Raw genomic sequence first — 18,247 nt, forward strand, 5'->3', positions numbered from 1 at the left:
GTCCAAGGCATGATCATTCCTCTTTAGATTTCTCATGCCATCAGTCTAGATGTGTTACCTATGTCTCCGAACGCTTTGTAACCCATGTCCCCGGTTTGTACACATGGCGCACCCTACACTCGAGTGTTTTTGGGGAGGTTTGCGAGTGGAGCCAAACTTCCCTGTGGGTGAAACGCATCTTCAACACGTTTCACTGGCTCCCTGAGACCTTTGCATCCGTTCCGGTGGGGGAGTGTTGTCGCGGCAGCTCCCGGTGGGGTTGCTGTTTGGCGACAGTGATTCCTAATCTATCAGATAAAATTCAGCGGGCCTATAGGCCGAATGGGCCTTGGCGAGCAAACCACGTATAATCTCGATCATGGTTCATTAGATTGGGGATGCGATAAATGAAAACTGCGTTACTGGTGGGATTGTTGGTGGTTTCGGTATTGTTGGTGTTGGCGGCGTGTTCGGCGCCAAAATCGGACGCGCAGGTTTATGATGTGCCGGCGCTGGTGAAAAATGACGTGCTGGAAGGTGAGGGGCAGGTGGCAGAGCCGGGCATGACGGTGTTTGTGCATTACACTGGCTGGTTGTATGACGAGGCTGCACCGAACAAAAAAGGCAAAAAGTTTGATAGCTCACGCGATCGTGGCAGCGAATTTAATTTTCCATTGGGTCAGGGCCGTGTGATTCGTGGATGGGATGAAGGTGTGGCCGGGATGAAAGTGGGCGGTCAGCGGACGCTGATTATTCCGTCCAGTTTGGGTTATGGTTCGCGCGGTGCGGGTGGCGCGATTCCGGGAAATTCTGCATTGGTGTTTGATGTAGAGCTGCTGGGCGTACGCTAAACGCGGGCAAAAAGAAGAAGGGCGCCGTCATGGCGCCCTTCTGCGTTATATCGAGCTATGACTGCCGTCACAGAACGGCGCTTTGCCGCTGTGTTTGCAGCCGCACAGATACACTGTCCGTTTTTGATCAACCTTGAATTCAATGGGTGAGAAATCACTGCCGGCGTGTGAGCCATCGCAGAATGGTTGTTTTTTTGATTTGCCGCAGGCGCACCAGTGATAGGTGCCGGGTTCCAGTTCAACGGCATAGGAGCCACGCTTGGCAATCTTGGGTTTGGTCATCGGTTTTCCTTTTGGTCTGGCCAATTCGATCGACTGAGTAGAACTAGTCGATTATCTCGGCCAGCTTCCGCTTACGCAAGGTTTTGTTTTGACGACAAAGCATAATGGTCTGAGGTTTGTCGATGGTGACTTCGAGGGCATTTTTGCAAGGTTGGGCGTGACTGCCGTCGCAAAAAGGTTGAGCGCTTGAGCGACCGCACTGACACCAGAGGTAGGTGCCTGGACCGAGTTCGATAACATCATCTTCAATGAAAAACATTGGGACGTTGCTCATACAGACCTCCAAAAGGTGAAGTGCCTACACAAAAGCGTAGTTGGTCTGTGAACGGAATGCAAAAGCTGGGCTGGGTAAGAAACCGACACGAACAAATCGTGTCGGTTTGGAGCAATTACTCGCCGTAAATCTCTTTGTAGAAGAATTCTGGCGCAGTTAACGCGGCGCGATGCACGGCTGCGTTGTAGTAACGGGTCGCAAACGGCTTGTTTTGCGCGTCGTTTTCGCGGAAAGTGGTCAGCGTGCTGTCCTTGCAACCCATGGTGGCGCTCCACCAGCCGGATGGATAAATGGGCTGGGGGAAGAAAATTGTCGCCAGGTCAACAAAGCCTGCACCGCCGATGGCGCTGTACATGCCCTTGATGATGTCCATGTGCAGCAGTGGTGATTCGCTTTGCTGAACAATGATGCCGTTGGCTTTCAGGCAGCGGTGCGCCTGCTCGAAGAATGGCTTGGAGAACAGACCTTCCGCCGGGCCAACCGGATCGGTGCTGTCGACGATGATCAGGTCGTAGGTTTCGTCAGCGGCGTCGTGAACCCACTTGATGCCATCAATGAACATGATGTTGGCGCGTGAGTCGTTGTTGGACTCGCACAGTTCAGGGAAGTGAATTTCTGCCGCGCGGGTAACCACTTCGTCGATTTCGATCATGTCCACATGCTCGACCGAAGGATGCTTGAGCACTTCCTTCAGGGTGCCGCAGTCGCCGCCACCGATAATCAACACCCGGCGGGGGTTGGGATGGGTGAACAGCGCGGGGTGGGTGATCATCTCGTGGTAGAGGTAATTGTCGCGGGTGCTGACCATGGTCAGGCCGTCGATGGTCATGAGCTTGCCGAAATTTTCGGTCTCGTATACTTCCACACGTTGGAAATCACTGGTTTGATCGAAAACCTTCTTCTTGATTTTCAAGGAAAAAGCAGTGGTGGCACCGGGAGCCAGTTCGGTGTACCAAGTGTTGTCTAAGCTCATTAATTTCTCCTACGGCCTGCCTTAGGGGCAGTGAAATGTGTTCAGTGGCAAAGCCATAAATTATAATCGCTTTCTTTTCCCAGATGATAGCCGGAATCAGTACATGACAAATTGGACCATAGACGACGCCCGTGAGGCCTACAACATTGCTCATTGGGGGGACGGCTACTTTGACATCAACGATGCCGGTCACGTGATGGTGCGCAACCGCCAGTTGCCGGAACACCCCGGCGTCGACCTGCATACGCTGGCGCATGAGCTGCGCGACCAGGGTTTATCCTGGCCGGTGTTGCTGCGGGTTACCGATATTCTGCGTCATCGTCGCGACAAGCTGTTCCAGTCGTTCGAGCGGGCGACTTCACAGCAGGGCTATCAGGGCAAGTACACTGCGGTTTATCCGATCAAGGTCAACCAGCAGCGTACGGTGGTTGAGCATTTGCTGGCCGATGACCAGTACATCATGGGCCTGGAGGCCGGCAGCAAGCCTGAGCTGATGGCGGTGCTGGCACTGGCGCCGGGTCAGGGGCGGACGCTGATCTGCAATGGCTACAAGGACCGCGAGTACATTCGTCTGGCGCTGATTGGCCGCCGTCTGGGCTATGAAATTTTTCTGGTGGTGGAAAAACTCTCCGAACTGGAACTGGTGATCGACGAGTCGCGCAAGATGGGCATTGAGCCATTGCTCGGGGTGCGGGTGCGTCTGGCCTCCATCGGCAAGGGCAACTGGCAGAACACCGGCGGCGAGAAATCCAAGTTCGGTCTGTCGGCCAAGCAGGTGCTGCAAATGGTCGAGCGCCTGCAAAAAGAGAACTGCCTGCACTGGCTGCAGCTGATTCACTGTCATCTGGGGTCGCAGCTGGCCAACATCCACGACGTGCAAAAGGGCATGGGCGAGGTCGCACGCTTCTACTCCGAGCTGTGCAAGCTGGGCGCGCCGATTCGCAAAATGGACGTGGGCGGCGGTCTGGGGGTGGACTACGAGGGCACACGCTCGCGCAGTTACTGCTCCATCAACTACAGCGTGCAGGAATACGCCAATGACGTGGTGTTCGCGCTGGCGCAGATTTGCCAGCAGCAGGGGCTGCCACACCCGGACATCATTTCCGAGTCCGGTCGCGCCATGACCGCGCATCACGCGCTGCTGATCAGTAACGTGATCGATGTGGAGCGTGCGCCCGGTCTGGAGCAGCCCACTGTGCCAGCCGCCGATGCGCCGGCAGTGCTGCACAATTTGTGGGAGTCGCTGCAAAACATCGACAAGCGCAGCGCGCTGGAAGCCTACCACGATGCGGTGCACTGGTTGTCTGAAGCGCAAACCCTGTTTAATCACGGCCTGATCGCGTTGTGGGATCGTGCGGCTGCCGAGCAGTTGTACTTCTGCATTTGCCGCAAGGTACGCCCGCTGTTGCTGACCTCGTCGCGTTCGCAGCGCGAGGTGCTGGACGAGCTGAACGAAAAACTGGTCGACAAGTATTTCTGCAACCTGTCCATTTTCCAGTCGGTGCCGGACATCTGGGCAATTGAGCAGATCTTCCCCATCATGCCGTTGCAGCGGCTGAACGAGGAACCGGACACTCGCGCCGTGTTGCAGGATCTGACCTGCGATTCTGACGGCTCCATCGATCTGTACGTGGATCAGCAGAGTGTGGAAAACAGTTTGCGGGTGCATGAGATCAAGCCGGGCGAGGATTACTTGCTGGGGCTGTTCATGGTCGGCGCCTATCAGGAAATCCTGGGCGACATGCACAACCTGTTTGGCGATACCCACTCGATCAATCTGGAGTTCACCGAGGATGGCGGCTATTTGCTGTCTGATCCAGAGCAAGGCGACCGGGTCGACGAGGTGCTGGCCTTCGTGCACTACGAGAAGGAGACGTTGTTGCAAGCCTATCGCGACAAGCTGGCAGCGGTGGAACTGGATGCGGCGACACGCGCCCAGTACCTGGCCGAGCTGGAAGCCGGCCTGACCGGTTACACCTATCTGGAGGATTAAGCATGAGCAAGATCGAAGTGATTCGTCAGGCATCCGATGCCGAGATTGCCAAGCGCGGCATTCGCCAGTGGCCGACCTGGGGCAAACAAGCCTCCAAATTTCCCTGGACCTACGACGACAGCGAAACCTGCTACTTTCTTGAAGGCGATGTCATCGTTACTCCCAAAGGTGGCGAGCCGGTGCGCATGGGCAAGGGCGATATCGTGACGTTTCCGGCGGGCATGAGCTGTACCTGGGAAATTTTGGCGGACGTGCGCAAGCATTACAATTTCTTCTAGGCGGTGACGTCGGAAGCAAAAAGCCCCGCAATGCGGGGCTTTTTTGTTTAGAAGCGCAGGTTAAAACGCAGCGCTGCCGGGGTGCGGATGGTGGTGCTGCGGTCGCCGCCGTCACCGGCCAGGATCAGGTCAAAGGTGAGGAAGTCCCGTGGCAGCCAGCGCAAGCCGATGGCTGTGCCGGTGTTGTAGGCACGGCTGGCCGGAGTTTGAAACTCGGCCCCCAGTTGAACTTCGTCCAGCCAGGACGGGGCTTGGCTCAGGCGGGTGAAAACGGCGGTGGCAAAATGCAACTGCAGACTGCCTTTGCTACTGCTGACGTAGGGATTGAGGTTGAGGTACAGGTCGGCCTGGCGGATCTGGTAGGCCATGCCGGCGGTGAGATCAACCGCTGTGCCGGGGCCGGTGTTGACGTAGCCGATCAGGTAGGCGGACATGTCGTCGGCAACTGCACCTTTGGCGCCAATGGAATTCTCGCTGAGGATGCCTTCGCCGTAGGGGGTGGCGACGCGGATTTGGCTGTCCGCAGGAGGTGTCCAGGTGCCGGTGTTGTTGTACAGGTCAACGTAGATGTGGCCGCCGGTGTTTACCCGGCCCAGCTCCTGCAAAAATGCCCGGCTGGGTGCTGCGTGTGTCTGGCTGGTGGTTAATAGCAGAGCCAGCAGGCTGCTGGCTCCGATGAGTTGGCGAATGCGCGCCTTGACCAACGGCGGTTAGCCTCGACGCTTGGTCAGAATGCTGACCAGGCTGTCTTCCTGTTCGATGCGATCGGCAAGAATTTCGCCCAGGGTGGACAAATCGCGCTCCAGGTCTTTGAGACGCTGGCTGCAGTGCTCATTGGTGTCGTACTTGTCGTTAAAATCCAATATCTGCTGGGTAGATGTAGCGATGCTTGGATAAATCTTGTGGGCATGGACGGCAACTGCCTGGCGGCGCTCGCTTTGGGTGTCAATAAAACGATACAGGCGGAAGTGGGCATCGGCGCAGTAATCCACCAGTGACTGGCAGAAGCGCTGGATCAGCTCGCCCATTTCCTCGGAGTATGCAAACGGACGATGGGCAGCCAGTTCCGCGTAGCACGACAGCATGTCGGTACGGTGTCTGATCAATTGCTCAATGGCCTTGATGGAACCCTGGCGACGTTCACCACGAATTTGGTCGGCGGTAGTCACGGCGTTTGATCCTCGGTGTCGGAGTTAAAGTTCATTTTATCAGAGAAACTTGCAGAAAGTGTACCTGAAATACCGCCAGCTAGTACCGGTGTTGGAAGTACAGCGCGGTGCTGGAAAAACCGCCCGTCGTCCATTCTACGCCGACATGGCCGCCTGGGTGTAATTGCCAATCTAATCCGTAGGTTAGCACTTTAGACTGAGTCTGCAGCAGGGTTTGTGTCGAACTGCCTTGTTGGGCTTGTCCCTGTTGCTGGCCGGCGGTGATGCCAGTGTAAAGCGCGAGGGCGTCAAAGGCTTGCCATTGGCCATACAACGATAGCTGCCAAATATGCCGATCCAGTTGTGTGCTGTTGGATTCCCGACGGCTGGAGTGATAACGGTATTCGCTGACTCCGGCCAATTGCAGCCCTTGCCAGACGGGGCTGAGGACGCCAATACGCAGGCCGGCGAGGTAGCCATCGGTGTCGCTGGTCTGTGGTCCTTGCAGCTGATCAAACTGGCGGGCGACGAGCAGGGTGGCGTACAGTTGTTGGCTGTGAAGGTGGCTAAGCTCGGCCAGGGCAGTCTGGCTGTGCAGGTCCCAGCCGGGGGCGAGGCTTTGCTGGCTTTGCTGCAGGGTCAGGGTGAAGGCTTGTGGTTGCCTAACCCATTGATCAATAAAAGGTGTGCTGGCCTGGCAAACCCAGGGACAGAGGAGTAGCGGCAACAGGTTCAGGCGCTGCATGTGGAGTTGTCCTCGTGCCGGTAGGGGGAGTGGTTTTGCAGTTCCTGCATGTATTGGCGCATGGCGTGTTGTTCGCGCTGGCAATAGTCGCTGATGGCGCGGCGAAACTGCGGATCGGCAATCCAGTGCCAGGACCAGGTGGCCGTGGGCAAAAAACCACGGGCGATTTTGTGCTCGCCCTGGGCACCGGGCTCAAACGTCTGCAACTGGTTTTCAATGGCGAACTCAATGCCCTGGTAGTAGCACAGTTCAAAGTGCAGGCCGGGCAGGTTCTGGTCACAGCCCCAGTGGCGTCCCCACAGCGTGTGCTGGTTGTGGAACAGCAGTGCGCCGGCCAGATAGTTGTCACCGCGCCGGGCCAGTATCAGCAGGACTTGTTGGCCCATGCTGCGGGCGATATCGAGGAAAAACGGCAAATTCAGCGTCGCCAGCCCGTTTTTTTCTTCAAATGTGCTGCGGTAAAACCGCGTCATGGCCTGCCATTGCTCGTTGCTGGCATCACAGCCAAGAATGCGTTCGATAACCAGACCATGGGAGTGTGCCTGTTCGCGTTCTTTGCGAATTTGTTTACGCTTGCGCGAACTCAAACGCTGCAGAAAATCATCAAAGTTCGCATAACCCTGGTTGTGCCAGTGAAATTGACAGCCCAATCGCGCCAGCCAACCGGCGTTGGCAAACGCCTGGTTGTCGGCTTCTTGCGTGAATAGCACATGGGCCGAGGACAGCTGATGCAGCTCGACCTGTTGCTGTAGTGTCTGGATGAGCTGGGCCCGTGCGGTCTCGGTGCTGGCCAGTAATCGTGGGCCACTGGCAGGGGTGTAAGGTACTGCGCAGACCAGCTTGGGGTAATAGTGCAATCCCGCTCGGCCATAGGCTTCGGCCCAGGCCCAGTCGAAGACCAGTTCACCATAAGAATTGTATTTAATATACGCCGGCAGCATGCCGATAATTCGATCAGCATCTGTGTGCAGAACATGGTGTGCCTGCCATCCCAGCGATGGACTGACGCAGCCATGGTGTTCGAGGGCGGATAAAAATTCGTACTGCAAAAATGGATTTTGCTCGCCACCCAGGAGTGATTGCCACTGGGCGATAGGGATACCAGACAGAGATTGAATGATTTGACTGTGCATGATGATTTGCGGCTCGACAAGTCATCATACTAATGATCAACGGGTGAGAAATGCAATGACCGATGGACTAGCGCAAAATTTGCTGGACGAACTGCGACAGGGGTATATCACTGCTCTGCCTAGCAAGGTGGAGGACATTGAGCTGCACTGTCTGGCCATGGAAAAAAGCGACGATTACGCCGAGCACTATGCCGAATTATATCGAGCAGTGCACAGTCTGAAGGGCAGCGGTGGTACGTATGGCTACCATATTATTTCTGGTATTTGTCACCAGATGGAAGATTGGCTGACGACATTGGAAAAATGCGTCAAACTTTCCTCCAGCCAGCTGGATATTCTGTTGGCCTACGTGGATCTGCTGCGCGATGCGATCAGCCATATTCAGCAAGCCGAGACCTCGTTCCAGGATATTGAGCAAACCCTGAGCGAAATCAAGAAACGTTCGCACCAAAACAAATTGCATGGTTTGGTGGTGGATCGTTCGTCCATGAATGCCAAAATCATTGCCAAAATACTGGGCGAAGACAACGTGCAATTGGCTGAGGCAAGGGACAGCATTAATGCGTTGTCGCGGGCATTGACTGAAAAATTTGATTTTGTGGTGGTGGCATCACAGGAGTTGGGGCCGCTGAGTGGTTCTGCGTTGATCGCTACGCTGAAACTGTCCAGTGGTGCCAGTGCCCAGAGCAAAACGATTTTGCTTTCCAGTAACACGCAATTGACAGAGCCAGTGGAACTTCAGCCGGATGTGGTGATCAAAAAGGATGCGAAATTGGTTTATAATCTTGAACAATCAATTATGTTGCTGGGATTGAAAAACGCGGCTTAGGTGTGACGTCCAAAGTATATTTTTCACTAAACATCAGTCATCAGGATTATTTGGCGCACTATCAAGGAGCGATACAGTGGGTGATCGTTCGTGCCCATGATGGACGCAAAGTACAATTTCCTGCCTCATTGTTACGCCAATTTGTCGGCCATGATGGTGTACACGGCGCGTTCGAAATTCAGTTCGACGACAACTTCAAATTTCAATCCATGCGACGCTTGCGCTGAGGTGGGCCAGACTTGCCGCGTGCACGGGTTTGCGGCAGATGAACCTGTTCTTCCCGCCAGTCTCCGGGAGCTAAACCTTCCAGTGTCCATGAGCCAATCTGATATCGAATTAACCGCAGGGTAGGAAATCCAACGGCGGCGGTCATGCGGCGCACCTGACGATTTTTTCCTTCGCTGATGGTTAGTTCCAGCCAGCTGGTGGGAATGTTTTGTCGTTCGCGGATTGGCGGATTGCGTGGCCAAAGGCTGGTGGGTTCGGCAATGCGTCGTGCCTTGGCGGGACGGGTTAAGCCATCATTGAGTTCAACGCCCTGACGAAGCTGCGATAATGCGGCATCGCTGATTTCATTTTCCACTTGCACCCAGTAGGTCTTGTCGAGTTTATGCTTGGGGTGGGCGATGCGATGCTGTAACTCGCCATCGTCGGTCAGCAGTAGCAAGCCTTCACTGTCGTAATCAAGTCTGCCTGCAGGGTAAACACCCGGCAGATCGACAAAGTTTTTCAACGTGGTTCGTCCCTGGTCGTCCAGAAACTGTGACATCACCTGAAACGGTTTGTTGAGTAAAATGAGTCGCGCCATGGCTGGGAAACCGTTGTGAAATTTAAGTTTTAGGGAGGGTTGACGTTTATAGCTATGACAAAACCGGTCACAATACGCGGCATCTTACGCCGGGTTGCGGCTGAACTCATTGATGTTTAAGAGGTCAGTTCGCATCAAAAGATATCGTTTCATCAAGAGAACATTTTACCTGAAAGGTTACATGGCAAGGATTAAATTACACCGAAGTGGCTGGTTGTTGGCTGTTGCCATGTTTAGCATGAGTTCGGCCGTGTGGTCGGCCGACGAAGAACCGCAGGTGTTTTCCCCATCGCTGCGTACGCCGGCGAGCACTGGCGAAATCCTTGATCCGTTTGAAAGTCGGGCTGAGGCTTTGCGTCGTGCCAAGCGTGAGCAGGAAAAAGCCCAAAAACTAACGGATGAAAAAAAGGCGCTATCGCCTAATGACGATGACTCCTTGTTGAAGGTGCAGGCGCAGACCGTGGTGGATTTTTGGGCCAAAAGTGCCGGCGGCGTGCCGGTGGTTGAGCATTCCGATGGCACGTTGGGTGAACCGAATACCTCGGCAGTGCTGGGTTACGCGGATGTGCACAGCACCATCGACACCGCTGAAAACAAGTGGTGGGACAACGGCCAGTTTTACGCCAGGTTGCTGTTTACCTTTGGTACCAGCCCTTCGGTGTTTGCCGGGGATGTCCAGGGTGTCAGTAATGTGGACGCACGGGGATATGAGGTAGGCAAACTGATGGAGCTTTGGTATCAGCATGAATACCCTTACAGTCACGCCAATGTTCGTGTCGGCATGCAGGATGTCAAAGACCGGTTTTACCAGATGGAATATACCGGCCTGTTTGTGAACAAGTCGCTGCAATTAGATGGTGTGTTCACCCACGCGGGTTTGATGCCCACCTATCCTAACGCGTCGTTAGGGCTTACTTTTCATACCAACTTGACGCCCGGTCTGTATTGGAGTGGTGGTCTGTACGATGGCACCCCCGGGGCGACAGATGAATATTTCAATACCAGTGTCAATTCCAGTGAAGGCGTACTGAGCATGATCGAAGCTGGCTACGCCAGTGGTGAGCGGTATACCGAAGCGGGCTATTGGCGCATCGCTGCCGGTGGCTGGTATTTGAAAAAAGAAATCCACGAAATGACCGGGCTTCCCACCGTAAATGAGAAGCACATTAATCAAGCAGGGTCTTACCGCTTCGACACTTGGTGGGTGAATCGTCCTGGGGTGGGTGGTGGCTACGCGATGTTAGAGGGGCAATTGATCGACAATCTTGGTGGTTTTGCCAAGTTTGCCATGGGCGATCAATTCGTTAATCGCCTTTACCAGTTTTGGACAGTAGGTTTGCACGTGCGAGGATTGTTGCCGGGGCGCAACTTGGACGAGTTTGGTCTGGCATTGATCCAAACGCGACAGAGCCCTTATTTTTTAGCAAACAATCCGTTGATGTACCTCTGGGACGGGGATAACGTTGTTTCCGCGAAAGCCTTGTCAGCAGAAACCATTGTGGAAGTGACTTATCAAGCCAAGGTGCGGCATTGGCTGAAGATTCAACCCAACATGCAGTTTATTCAAAACCCCGGTATGAGCGCGTTTAATGCGGCGTCTACGGTGATGGGGGTGCGGATGATTGCGGACTACTAGTCAACAAAAAGGGCGCCGAAGCGCCCGTTGAGGACAAGGAGTTCAGGAGAATTATTTGGCTAATTGATCTTTCCAGTATTTGGCTTGTTTCTCGTCTTTCTTCAGGCCAAACCAGCCTTCCTGGTAAGCTGCAGCCAGATATTCCTGGGCTTCGGGTACACCACCTTCGGCGGCCTTGTGATAGAGTTTTACAGCGGTAGCTTCATCCATTTGGCCGGCGGCGCCGTTGTGGTACATGGTGCCCAGCAGGAATTGTGCGCGGGCATCATTTTTCAGTGCCAGAGGCTCAAGTTTGGCGGCAGCCTTGGTGTAGTCCGAGGCTTGGGCAGCCATGAAGCCGTCTTCGAATTCTGCTGCCTGGGCAAGACCTGCCGCAGCACTGATTCCAAGAATTACGATCGACTTTTTGAAAGCGCTAAACATAGGGGTATCCTCTCATGGGTTCTGTCTCAGTGTTCCTGAGATATGAATCGGACTGGGGAGAGGGGCTTTGAGCGGCAAATGCTACGGGTTTTGCCAATCGCCTCACAGAATTGAAATAGCTCATTCTGAAATGTCATTTTCGAGATGAATGTTATGAAATTTGATTTAGACAGCGGGCTGTTCAGTGGAGTGACCAATCAGCCATCGCCAAATTGCGATGCGCGTCCGCTGGGCGAAGTGATTGATTTATTGGTGATTCATGCCATTAGCCTGCCTCCCGGCCAGTTTGGCGGCCCCTACATCAGTGACTTGTTCTGCAACCGCCTGGACGGGGCGGCGCATCCCTATTTTGCCGAGATTCACCAGATGGAGGTGTCGGCCCACCTGCTGGTTCGTCGCCAGGGCGAGGTGATCCAGTACGTGCCGCTGCAATTGCGGGCCTGGCATGCGGGTAAGTCGGTGTTTCAGGGGCGGGAAGGCTGTAACCGTTTTTCCATTGGCATCGAGCTGGAAGGCTGTGACGACGTGCCGTTTGAGCCGGTGCAGTATCAGGTGTTGGTGCAGCTTTGCCGGGAAATTATGCGGGCCTACCCGGCGATTACTCCTGATCGAATCGTGGGTCACAGCGATATCGCGCCGGGGCGTAAGACCGATCCCGGCCCTTATTTCGATTGGTCGCATTTTCGCCAGCTGTTGGCCGAGGCGGTGGCGTGATGGATGGTTCGCTATTGCTGTGGATTAACCAGGGGTGGGCGCATCCCTGGCTGGATGTGTACTTTGAGCTGGTATCTGCCAAGGCGGGGTTTTCGTTCCCGCTGATGGCGCTGATTATTGTGGCGCTGGGGCTGCGCTATGGTGTTGCTGGTTGGCGCGTGGGCCTGGGGTTGCTGGTGCTGGTGGTTTTTGGCGATGCTTTTGGTAATTTGCTGAAAGATGGGTTTGGTATGCCGCGCCCCTGTCTGGACTGGGCCGCGCAGCTGCGGGGCCTGGGAGACAGCCTATTTATCGGTTGCGAAGTCAGTAACAGCGGAATGCCGTCTAATCACGCACTGAATTTCTTTTCGACCTTTGTGTTCATGAGTCTGGTGCTGCGCCGCTGGTACTGGACGACCCTGTTTTTGCTGTTGGCGGTCTCGGTAGGGCTGTCGCGAATTTATTTGGGTAGCCATTTTCCGTCGCAAGTGCTGGTCGGCGCGCTGATCGGCGCCGCATGGGGTGGGGTGTTTAGCTGGATTTGTGTTCGTCACTTCGACTTTATGCGCCAGGTTTGGCAACAACGGAGTGCAGCATGAGATGGCTGGGCGCGTTGTTGCTGTTGTGTCTGGCTCTGCCGGTGGGGGCGCAGTCGCTGCCGGCAAGTTTCGAGGCGTTTTACGAAGTCAAAAAAGCCGGCTTGCTGATGGCATTGGCGGATCGCCGCTTCGAGCAGGCAAGCCTGGTTTATCAGTCAAACTTTCGTACAACCGGCGTGGCCGCGATGGTTGCCGCAGAGGATGTACGCGAAACCAGCTGGTTGCAGCAGTCGGATGGGCTGCGTCCTACGCGCTATCAAAAAATTCGGCGGGGTGATATCAGCGAACGGATTGAGCAGACCTTTGATTGGGCCAAGGGCGAATTGCGGATCAGCATCAATGAACAGAAAAAACAGCATTCGCTGGATCATCTGGTGCTGGATCAGGCATCGTTTCAATTACGGCTAATGCAGGATCTGGCCAAGGGTGAGCGGCAATTCAGTTACACGATTGCCAGTGACAGTCGGTTAAAACAGTACAGTGTGACTTTGCTGCGTGAAGAAACACTGCAATTGGCGAAAGTGAATTATCGCACTTTGGTGATGTTTGCCGATGACGGCAAGACTCAAACCACATTGTGGTGCGCGCCGGAGCTGGGCTTTGTGCCGATACGCATTGCCTATCGCGAAAAAGGCATTACCTTCACTGCCAACATGGTGCGTTACAAAGCGTTATAGTCCCGCCCACCACAGACGCGCTTTTAATCCCCAATACGTGGTGTAACCCACTTCCAGATCGCTGATGTTGCCCTGCGGATCAATGACGAAGCTGCTGGGAAAGCCGCGAATACCATAGTGTCTGGCCATCAGACCGAGATCATCGACCAGCACCGGCGCGGTGATGCCGACCCGTTTGACGTGCTCGCGCACCTGCGACCGGCTGCCGGATTGGGTGGCGATGGTGATCACCTGATACTCGCTGGCCAGTTTGTCGATGCTGGCGTATTCCAGTCGGCATACGCCACACCAGGTGGCCCAAAAATGCACCAGCACCGGCTTGTCGCGCATTTGTCGCAAATCAACGGGCTTGCCGTCCAGACTAATGCCAGACAATAACGGAGCCGCGCCGCTGGGGGCGTCCTGGCCCTGGTAAAGCTGGATAGCCCAGTAGGCAACCAGAACGATGCTGATGTTGATCAGCCAACTTTTCCAATTAAACCTGCTTTTTTTCATGGTGATATTTTCGTCCACAGATGGTCTTATCAATAGGTAAATGCAGTCTTTTACGCGATCGGAGTGCATTTAATTTTCACCGAACGATTGCCGATATCCTTGTCGACAATGAACAGAGAATAAACCTATGGCCAAAATATTATCGGTTGATGATTCAAAAACTATTCGAGATTTGGTGAGCGCGATACTGACGGCGCAGGGTCATGAAGTGGTGACTGCCGAAGACGGTATGCAGGCGATGGATATTGCCCGTGCACAGAAGTTTGATCTGATACTCAGCGACATCAACATGCCGGTGATGTCGGGGATCAGTCTGGTGTCCAAGTTGCGACGGCTTGAAGGCTACGAATTTATCCCGATTGTGATGCTGACAACCGAAGGCGCGGACTACAAGAAAAACAAAGCCAAGCAATCCGGGGCGACGGGTTGGTTGCAAAAACCCTTTACCCCTGAGCGTCTGCTGGGGGCGGTCAATAAGTTGATCAGCTAAGCTGGACGGGCGAACACAGAAAAGGCCGGAATAGATCCGGCCTTTTGTTTTTTGAAAATCATTGCCGCTCAATGTTAGTGGGATTCGTTCTTCTTTTCGCCGCAGCGTTCACATTCGTATACGGTGACCAGTTTGCCCTGTTTTACGTCAAACAGCTGCTGCTTCAGGAGTTTCCATTTGTGAAAACCACGTCGGCATAAGGTGTTGCCTTTGTGTTTGTCTGAAAGCTTGGGTCGCTTGAAGGGAATGACTTCGCCCATACGTACCTGTCGTTGTTAGTGGCTGAAAGGGGCCGAAAACCGTTCCATCATAGCAAGTACTGGGTTCGGGGAGAACCTGAGGTTTTGTGGTTAAATTGACTTTTGTCAGCGCCTGTCACAGGCTGGTAGTGGGTCTGCCTAAAATCGGAATTCGTATGTTATTGAAATTGGTGAGTTATAAACTGTGCCCTTATGCTCAGCGAGTGTTGATTACGCTGCGCCATAAAAAAGTCCCCTACGATATTGAGTTTGTCGATATTGCCCAGCCGCCGGCATGGTTGAAGGAATTGTCGCCCTTGGGCGAGGTGCCGATCATGGTGGTGGACAACAAGGAGGTACTGTTTGAATCCTCGGTAATCTGCGAATTCATCGACGATACCACGCCGGGAGGGCGGTTATTGCCCGAGGACCCGTTGCTGCGTGCTCTGGACCGGAGTTGGATGGCCTATGCCGGCAGCGCGTTGCGAGGCGTGAGTGGGGTGATGCATGCCCGTACCCAGACGCAATGGGATGAATCACTGGATGTGCTGAAAAACAAAATGTGCTGGCTGCAAAATGAATTGCAGCAAACCCCGTATTTCAATGGGCAGGCATTGACGCTGGTGGATTTTGCCTACGCGCCGCTGTTCATGCGGATGCGCCTGCTGCAACTGGACCGGGAGTTGGGCCTGACGGAACATTATCCTAAAGTAGCGGCCTGGGCGAAGGTGCTGCTGGCTTTACCACTGGTGCAGGGATCGGTGGTGAGTAATTTTGACGAGTTGTTCCGCGCCAACGTCGTCACACACGGCCCATTCACCGCACAGCGACTGGGTTGGCGCTAGGACACGGTTAGTGGTCGTACAGCGTGAGTTGTTTGGCGTGGCAGCCCAGCATGATGTCTCCGCGCAAAAACGAAATCAGCAAATCCCCCAGTACCTGTTTGCGCCAGCCGTGTTCGAGGGCTGAGCTGCTCGGATTGGCCAGAAACTGCTCCAGCATTTTGCGGGTGGCCAGCAGATTGGGGTGGAGTTCAAAATCAGCGGCGGTCAGGCTGACGATGGCCTGCAGGGCATCGACCAGGGCGAAGTCTGCCGGAGACAGCTTTTGTTTGCGCTCATAGTCCGGCAGTGGCACAGGCGGCTGGGATTTGGCGGTGTGAATCAACTCGACCAGCGCCTGGCCGTGGCGGCGGACAAATCCTTCGGTCAGGCCACGGATATGCGCCAGCTCTTGTACCTTGTCGGGCAACTGACGGCAAATGTCGATCAGCACCTCGTCCTTGCAGAGCCAGCCGCGTGGCAAGTCTTGCTGTTGCGCAGTGATTTCCCGCCAACTGGCCAATGCCTGCAGCACACTGAGCTGTTGCGGTCGCAGTTTGTTGGCCTGCTTTACCCGCAGCCAGGCGGTTTCCGGTGGATTCTGGTACAGCGACGGCTCGGTCATGGCGGCAAAATCGCTGTCCAGCCATTGCAGGCGATTACGCTCTTCCAGCATGGATTTCAGCTTGGGGTAGATTTGCGCCAGGTAGGTCACGTCTTCAATCGCGTATTGCAGCTGATTGGCCGGCAGCGGGCGACGGGTCCAGTCGGCGCGGGCGTGGCTTTTGTCCAGATTGACGCCCAACAGTTCCTGCACCAGGCTGGCATAACCCAGTTGCTCATCCAGGCCAATCAATGGCGCAGCCACTTGCGTGTCAAAAATGGGGCTGGGCAGTTCGCCGCGCAGGTTGTAAAAAATTTCCAGATCCTGACGGCCGGAATGCATCACCTTGGTGATGTTGCGGTTGTACAGCAGATCCAGCAGGGGCGACAGGTCGTCGATGGCCAGAGGATCAATGCAGGCAGCCAGCTCGGGCGTGGCAATTTGCACCAGGCACAGTTTGGGATAATAGGTTTTTTCCCGTAGAAATTCGGTATCCAGGGCGATCCAGGTTTGGTTTTGCAGCTGCTGACAAAAGCTATCCAGAGCGGCGCCATCGGAAATAACTGTATAATCTGTATTGTTTTTCATGCGCCAAGACTACCAGATGTGGCAGTCTTGGCAAATAGGTCATCAGCTGTTCGGCAGTATTTCCACCGGCCCGGTAGCGATGTTTTCGTTGCGATCATAAATATCGTCGCGGAACTGCACCCGGCCATGTTCATCCACCCAGGCGGTCCAATACAGCAGGTAGATGGGAACGGTTTTTTTCAGGGTAATGCGCTGGGTTTTGCCGTCGCGAATGGTGTCGCGAATTTTGCGCTGATCCCAGCCCTCGTCGTTCAACAGTTTGTACGCCAGGGTGATAGGGCGCTCAATGCGAATACAGCCGGAACTGAAAGTGCGCACTTCCTTGTTGAACAGTTCGCGTGAAGGCGTGTCGTGCAGATAAATGCTCCAGCTGTTGGGGAACATGAACTTGATGTTGCCCAGGCTGTTGTTGGGGCCGGGGTCCTGCACCAGATAATACGGGAAATTGTCTTCATTCAGCGTGGTCCAGTCGACCTGCAGCGGGTCAATTTCAGTGGCGTCCTTTTTCCATGAATCGAATACGCGCATCCGGTTGGTGGTCAGGAACTGACCATCTTTCTGGATTTTGGGCAGCAAATCCTGTTTGGCGATGCTCGCCGGGACGTGCCAGGTTGGGTTGATGTCCAGGTACTCAATCTGGTTGGCAAAGGCCGGTGTGCCTCGATAGGTCTTGCCGATGATAACGCGCATCTCCAGGCTGGGCGTGCCGTTTTCCACCAGCTCCAATTGATAGCCGGCCATGTTTACCATTACATAGCGCTGCCCCAGATCGCGTGGCAGCCAGCGCCAGCGTTCCATGTTTTGCTGAATCTGCTTGATGCGATCATCCAGTGAAATGTTCAGCGAGCGGCGAGTGATGCGGCCGACCATGCCATCCACCTCGTGGCCGTATTGATGCTGAAAGTCACGAACCGCCTGCTCCACATCCGTGTCGAGCAGATCGGCGTAGGTCGGCGGTGTGTTGGCCAGAAACCCTTCGCTGATCAGGCGCTGCCGCAGTGGAATAATGGCGGGATCACGATCGCCCAGGCGCAGGGTATTGCGTCCAGGTACCGTGGGCCAGGTGGGGGTTTGACTTTGCAGTTGACGATAATTGGCCAAGGCGCGCTTGAGTAGCTGATACTGCGGATGCGGCGGCGGCAGTTCGCGCAGCAGTTTGGGCAGGTTGCGTTCGTCAATGGCTTGCCGCAGCAGGGTGATGGGGTCGACCTTGGGTGGATCCACATACCAGCGGGGATCAACGGCGCGGGGATACTGATAGCCGGCGCGAACCTCAATGGAGTAACGCAAAAACGCGTCGGTAAGCAGCAACTCCAGGCGGGCGCGGTTAATGATGCGGTTTGACTTCCAGAGGTAGCGAATGCCGTCGATGTGATACTCACTGGGATCCAGACCCTCCAGGTGGCTGTCAATCAGGGCGTCGCGAAACAGTGCAGCGTTTTCACTCATGCCCCAGGTGGCGTCCCAAATAGGTTGATACTGGCGAGGCGTGTAAAATTCGCGCAGCATGGGGCGATTGATGTCGGGGGCCCAGCTGGAGGGGCCTTCCTGAGCCAGTAGTTGTTCGATGTGCTGTGGAATCGTGGGCTCTGGTGCCTTTTCGGCACTGTGAACCTGGCCAATGGGAAAAGCCAATGACAGCAAAATCAACAGGATAGCGTAATTACAAACAGCGTTGCGCATGACCTT

The 18,247-nt window shown here is 54.8% G+C and carries 24 protein-coding genes; 11 read left to right on the forward strand and 13 right to left on the reverse strand.

All coding sequences use genetic code 11. The features are described 5' to 3' along the window. Window positions 1–386: 386 nt before the first annotated feature. Window positions 387–830 carry an FKBP-type peptidyl-prolyl cis-trans isomerase gene (locus tag OEW58_07080; protein ID MDH5301107.1) on the forward strand — a complete coding sequence of 148 codons (444 nt, stop codon included), beginning with the start codon at window positions 387–389 and terminating at the stop codon, window positions 828–830. Window positions 831–875: 45 nt separating this feature from the next. On the opposite strand, the gene OEW58_07085 is transcribed toward OEW58_07080, so the two are convergent. The 3 genes from OEW58_07085 to speE form a co-directional block, all read right to left on the reverse strand. Further along, window positions 876–1,112, reverse strand: a complete 237-nt coding sequence (locus tag OEW58_07085) for a CDGSH iron-sulfur domain-containing protein (protein MDH5301108.1) — start codon at window positions 1,110–1,112, stop codon at window positions 876–878. Window positions 1,113–1,155: 43 nt separating this feature from the next. Further along, complete coding sequence (locus OEW58_07090) at window positions 1,156–1,386, reverse strand: CDGSH iron-sulfur domain-containing protein (GenBank protein MDH5301109.1); 231 nt, start codon at window positions 1,384–1,386, stop codon at window positions 1,156–1,158. Between the two features lie 115 nt (window positions 1,387–1,501). Continuing rightward, complete coding sequence (speE, locus tag OEW58_07095) at window positions 1,502–2,359, reverse strand: polyamine aminopropyltransferase (protein MDH5301110.1); 858 nt, start codon at window positions 2,357–2,359, stop codon at window positions 1,502–1,504. 103 nt (window positions 2,360–2,462) lie between these two features. Here speE and speA point away from each other — a divergent pair, with 103 nt between their 5' ends. Together speA and OEW58_07105 are read left to right on the forward strand one after the other, a co-directional pair. Further along, window positions 2,463–4,352 carry a biosynthetic arginine decarboxylase gene (gene speA / locus OEW58_07100; protein MDH5301111.1) on the forward strand — a complete coding sequence of 630 codons (1,890 nt, stop codon included), beginning with the start codon at window positions 2,463–2,465 and terminating at the stop codon, window positions 4,350–4,352. Between the two features lie 2 nt (window positions 4,353–4,354). Next, the gene (locus OEW58_07105) at window positions 4,355–4,630 is read left to right on the forward strand and encodes a cupin domain-containing protein (protein MDH5301112.1); all 276 of its coding nucleotides are present in this window, start codon (window positions 4,355–4,357) and stop codon (window positions 4,628–4,630) included. A 47-nt stretch (window positions 4,631–4,677) separates the two neighbouring features. On the opposite strand, the gene OEW58_07110 is transcribed toward OEW58_07105, so the two are convergent. The 4 genes from OEW58_07110 to OEW58_07125 all read right to left on the reverse strand — a co-directional run bounded on the left by OEW58_07110 (window position 4,678) and on the right by OEW58_07125 (window position 7,656). Beyond that, entirely contained in the window at window positions 4,678–5,334 is a 657-nt protein-coding gene (locus tag OEW58_07110) for a hypothetical protein (protein MDH5301113.1), read from the reverse strand. Between the two features lie 6 nt (window positions 5,335–5,340). Further along, window positions 5,341–5,799, reverse strand: a complete 459-nt coding sequence (locus tag OEW58_07115; protein MDH5301114.1) for a sigma D regulator — start codon at window positions 5,797–5,799, stop codon at window positions 5,341–5,343. 79 nt (window positions 5,800–5,878) lie between these two features. Next, a complete protein-coding gene (locus OEW58_07120; protein ID MDH5301115.1) occupies window positions 5,879–6,523 on the reverse strand; it encodes a hypothetical protein in 645 nt (214 codons plus the stop codon). After that, on the reverse strand, window positions 6,511–7,656 hold the full coding sequence (locus tag OEW58_07125; protein ID MDH5301116.1) for a GNAT family N-acetyltransferase: 1,146 nt from the start codon (window positions 7,654–7,656) through the stop codon (window positions 6,511–6,513). The genes OEW58_07120 and OEW58_07125 overlap by 13 nt, the downstream gene beginning before the upstream one ends. A gap of 55 nt (window positions 7,657–7,711) precedes the next feature. Between OEW58_07125 and OEW58_07130 the strand changes: the two genes are divergently transcribed. Both OEW58_07130 and OEW58_07135 read left to right on the forward strand, forming a co-directional pair. Further along, window positions 7,712–8,485: an Hpt domain-containing protein gene (locus OEW58_07130; GenBank protein MDH5301117.1), complete on the forward strand. Its 774-nt coding sequence runs from the start codon at window positions 7,712–7,714 to the stop codon at window positions 8,483–8,485. A 2-nt stretch (window positions 8,486–8,487) separates the two neighbouring features. Beyond that, a complete protein-coding gene (locus tag OEW58_07135; protein MDH5301118.1) occupies window positions 8,488–8,712 on the forward strand; it encodes a DUF2835 domain-containing protein in 225 nt (74 codons plus the stop codon). Here OEW58_07135 and OEW58_07140 read toward each other — a convergent pair. Continuing rightward, window positions 8,688–9,293, reverse strand: a complete 606-nt coding sequence (locus tag OEW58_07140; GenBank protein ID MDH5301119.1) for a pseudouridine synthase — start codon at window positions 9,291–9,293, stop codon at window positions 8,688–8,690. The two genes, OEW58_07135 and OEW58_07140, sit on opposite strands and share 25 nt — an antisense overlap. A 181-nt stretch (window positions 9,294–9,474) precedes the next feature. Here OEW58_07140 and OEW58_07145 point away from each other — a divergent pair, with 181 nt between their 5' ends. After that, window positions 9,475–10,929 carry a carbohydrate porin gene (locus tag OEW58_07145; GenBank protein MDH5301120.1) on the forward strand — a complete coding sequence of 485 codons (1,455 nt, stop codon included), beginning with the start codon at window positions 9,475–9,477 and terminating at the stop codon, window positions 10,927–10,929. 51 nt (window positions 10,930–10,980) lie between these two features. Here the strand turns inward: OEW58_07145 and OEW58_07150 are convergent, their stop codons facing one another. Further along, entirely contained in the window at window positions 10,981–11,352 is a 372-nt protein-coding gene (locus OEW58_07150; GenBank protein MDH5301121.1) for a hypothetical protein, read from the reverse strand. Between the two features lie 153 nt (window positions 11,353–11,505). Here OEW58_07150 and ampD point away from each other — a divergent pair, with 153 nt between their 5' ends. Genes ampD through OEW58_07165 form a run of 3 tightly spaced genes read left to right on the forward strand, consistent with a single transcriptional unit; the run spans window position 11,506 to window position 13,321 of the window. Continuing rightward, complete coding sequence (gene ampD / locus OEW58_07155) at window positions 11,506–12,066, forward strand: 1,6-anhydro-N-acetylmuramyl-L-alanine amidase AmpD (protein MDH5301122.1); 561 nt, start codon at window positions 11,506–11,508, stop codon at window positions 12,064–12,066. Continuing rightward, window positions 12,066–12,644, forward strand: coding sequence for a phosphatase PAP2 family protein (locus tag OEW58_07160; GenBank protein MDH5301123.1), 579 nt, complete (start codon window positions 12,066–12,068; stop codon window positions 12,642–12,644). Before ampD ends, OEW58_07160 begins: the two co-directional genes overlap by 1 nt. Further along, window positions 12,641–13,321, forward strand: a complete 681-nt coding sequence (locus tag OEW58_07165) for a DUF3108 domain-containing protein (protein ID MDH5301124.1) — start codon at window positions 12,641–12,643, stop codon at window positions 13,319–13,321. The genes OEW58_07160 and OEW58_07165 overlap by 4 nt, the downstream gene beginning before the upstream one ends. On the opposite strand, the gene OEW58_07170 is transcribed toward OEW58_07165, so the two are convergent. Further along, entirely contained in the window at window positions 13,316–13,816 is a 501-nt protein-coding gene (locus OEW58_07170; GenBank protein ID MDH5301125.1) for a protein disulfide oxidoreductase, read from the reverse strand. The genes OEW58_07165 and OEW58_07170 overlap by 6 nt on opposite strands. 127 nt (window positions 13,817–13,943) lie before the next feature. Here OEW58_07170 and OEW58_07175 point away from each other — a divergent pair, with 127 nt between their 5' ends. Beyond that, window positions 13,944–14,306: a response regulator gene (locus OEW58_07175; GenBank protein ID MDH5301126.1), complete on the forward strand. Its 363-nt coding sequence runs from the start codon at window positions 13,944–13,946 to the stop codon at window positions 14,304–14,306. Between the two features lie 74 nt (window positions 14,307–14,380). Here OEW58_07175 and OEW58_07180 read toward each other — a convergent pair whose 3' ends face one another. Next, window positions 14,381–14,566: a hypothetical protein gene (locus tag OEW58_07180; GenBank protein MDH5301127.1), complete on the reverse strand. Its 186-nt coding sequence runs from the start codon at window positions 14,564–14,566 to the stop codon at window positions 14,381–14,383. A 155-nt stretch (window positions 14,567–14,721) separates the two neighbouring features. Between OEW58_07180 and OEW58_07185 the strand changes: the two genes are divergently transcribed. Beyond that, complete coding sequence (locus OEW58_07185; GenBank protein ID MDH5301128.1) at window positions 14,722–15,390, forward strand: glutathione S-transferase family protein; 669 nt, start codon at window positions 14,722–14,724, stop codon at window positions 15,388–15,390. Between the two features lie 7 nt (window positions 15,391–15,397). On the opposite strand, the gene rnd is transcribed toward OEW58_07185, so the two are convergent. Next, complete coding sequence (gene rnd, locus OEW58_07190; GenBank protein ID MDH5301129.1) at window positions 15,398–16,558, reverse strand: ribonuclease D; 1,161 nt, start codon at window positions 16,556–16,558, stop codon at window positions 15,398–15,400. 42 nt (window positions 16,559–16,600) lie between these two features. Further along, window positions 16,601–18,241 (reverse strand): L,D-transpeptidase family protein, encoded by a 1,641-nt coding sequence (locus OEW58_07195; GenBank protein MDH5301130.1) that lies wholly within the window; start codon window positions 18,239–18,241, stop codon window positions 16,601–16,603. Between the last annotated feature and the right edge of the window lie 6 nt (window positions 18,242–18,247).

The sequence above is a fragment of the Gammaproteobacteria bacterium genome (assembly GCA_029884425.1).
Lineage (GTDB): Bacteria > Pseudomonadota > Gammaproteobacteria > S012-40 > S012-40 > JAOUHV01.

Bases quoted from the DNA above. Each gene is read 5' to 3' on its own strand.
- OEW58_07080 (MDH5301107.1), top strand. From the start codon at position 387: ATGAAAACTGCGTTACTGGTGGGATTGTTGGTGGTTTCGGTATTGTTG.
- OEW58_07085 (MDH5301108.1), bottom strand. From the start codon at position 1,112: ATGACCAAACCCAAGATTGCCAAGCGTGGCTCCTATGCCGTTGAACTG.
- OEW58_07090 (MDH5301109.1), bottom strand. From the start codon at position 1,386: ATGAGCAACGTCCCAATGTTTTTCATTGAAGATGATGTTATCGAACTC.
- speE (MDH5301110.1), bottom strand. From the start codon at position 2,359: ATGAGCTTAGACAACACTTGGTACACCGAACTGGCTCCCGGTGCCACC.
- speA (MDH5301111.1), top strand. From the start codon at position 2,463: ATGACAAATTGGACCATAGACGACGCCCGTGAGGCCTACAACATTGCT.
- OEW58_07105 (MDH5301112.1), top strand. From the start codon at position 4,355: ATGAGCAAGATCGAAGTGATTCGTCAGGCATCCGATGCCGAGATTGCC.
- OEW58_07120 (MDH5301115.1), bottom strand. From the start codon at position 6,523: ATGCAGCGCCTGAACCTGTTGCCGCTACTCCTCTGTCCCTGGGTTTGC.
- OEW58_07125 (MDH5301116.1), bottom strand. From the start codon at position 7,656: ATGCACAGTCAAATCATTCAATCTCTGTCTGGTATCCCTATCGCCCAG.
- OEW58_07130 (MDH5301117.1), top strand. From the start codon at position 7,712: ATGACCGATGGACTAGCGCAAAATTTGCTGGACGAACTGCGACAGGGG.
- OEW58_07140 (MDH5301119.1), bottom strand. From the start codon at position 9,293: ATGGCGCGACTCATTTTACTCAACAAACCGTTTCAGGTGATGTCACAG.
- OEW58_07145 (MDH5301120.1), top strand. From the start codon at position 9,475: ATGGCAAGGATTAAATTACACCGAAGTGGCTGGTTGTTGGCTGTTGCC.
- OEW58_07150 (MDH5301121.1), bottom strand. From the start codon at position 11,352: ATGTTTAGCGCTTTCAAAAAGTCGATCGTAATTCTTGGAATCAGTGCT.
- ampD (MDH5301122.1), top strand. From the start codon at position 11,506: ATGAAATTTGATTTAGACAGCGGGCTGTTCAGTGGAGTGACCAATCAG.
- OEW58_07160 (MDH5301123.1), top strand. From the start codon at position 12,066: ATGGATGGTTCGCTATTGCTGTGGATTAACCAGGGGTGGGCGCATCCC.
- OEW58_07165 (MDH5301124.1), top strand. From the start codon at position 12,641: ATGAGATGGCTGGGCGCGTTGTTGCTGTTGTGTCTGGCTCTGCCGGTG.
- OEW58_07170 (MDH5301125.1), bottom strand. From the start codon at position 13,816: ATGAAAAAAAGCAGGTTTAATTGGAAAAGTTGGCTGATCAACATCAGC.
- OEW58_07175 (MDH5301126.1), top strand. From the start codon at position 13,944: ATGGCCAAAATATTATCGGTTGATGATTCAAAAACTATTCGAGATTTG.
- OEW58_07180 (MDH5301127.1), bottom strand. From the start codon at position 14,566: ATGGGCGAAGTCATTCCCTTCAAGCGACCCAAGCTTTCAGACAAACAC.
- OEW58_07185 (MDH5301128.1), top strand. From the start codon at position 14,722: ATGTTATTGAAATTGGTGAGTTATAAACTGTGCCCTTATGCTCAGCGA.
- rnd (MDH5301129.1), bottom strand. From the start codon at position 16,558: ATGAAAAACAATACAGATTATACAGTTATTTCCGATGGCGCCGCTCTG.
- OEW58_07195 (MDH5301130.1), bottom strand. From the start codon at position 18,241: ATGCGCAACGCTGTTTGTAATTACGCTATCCTGTTGATTTTGCTGTCA.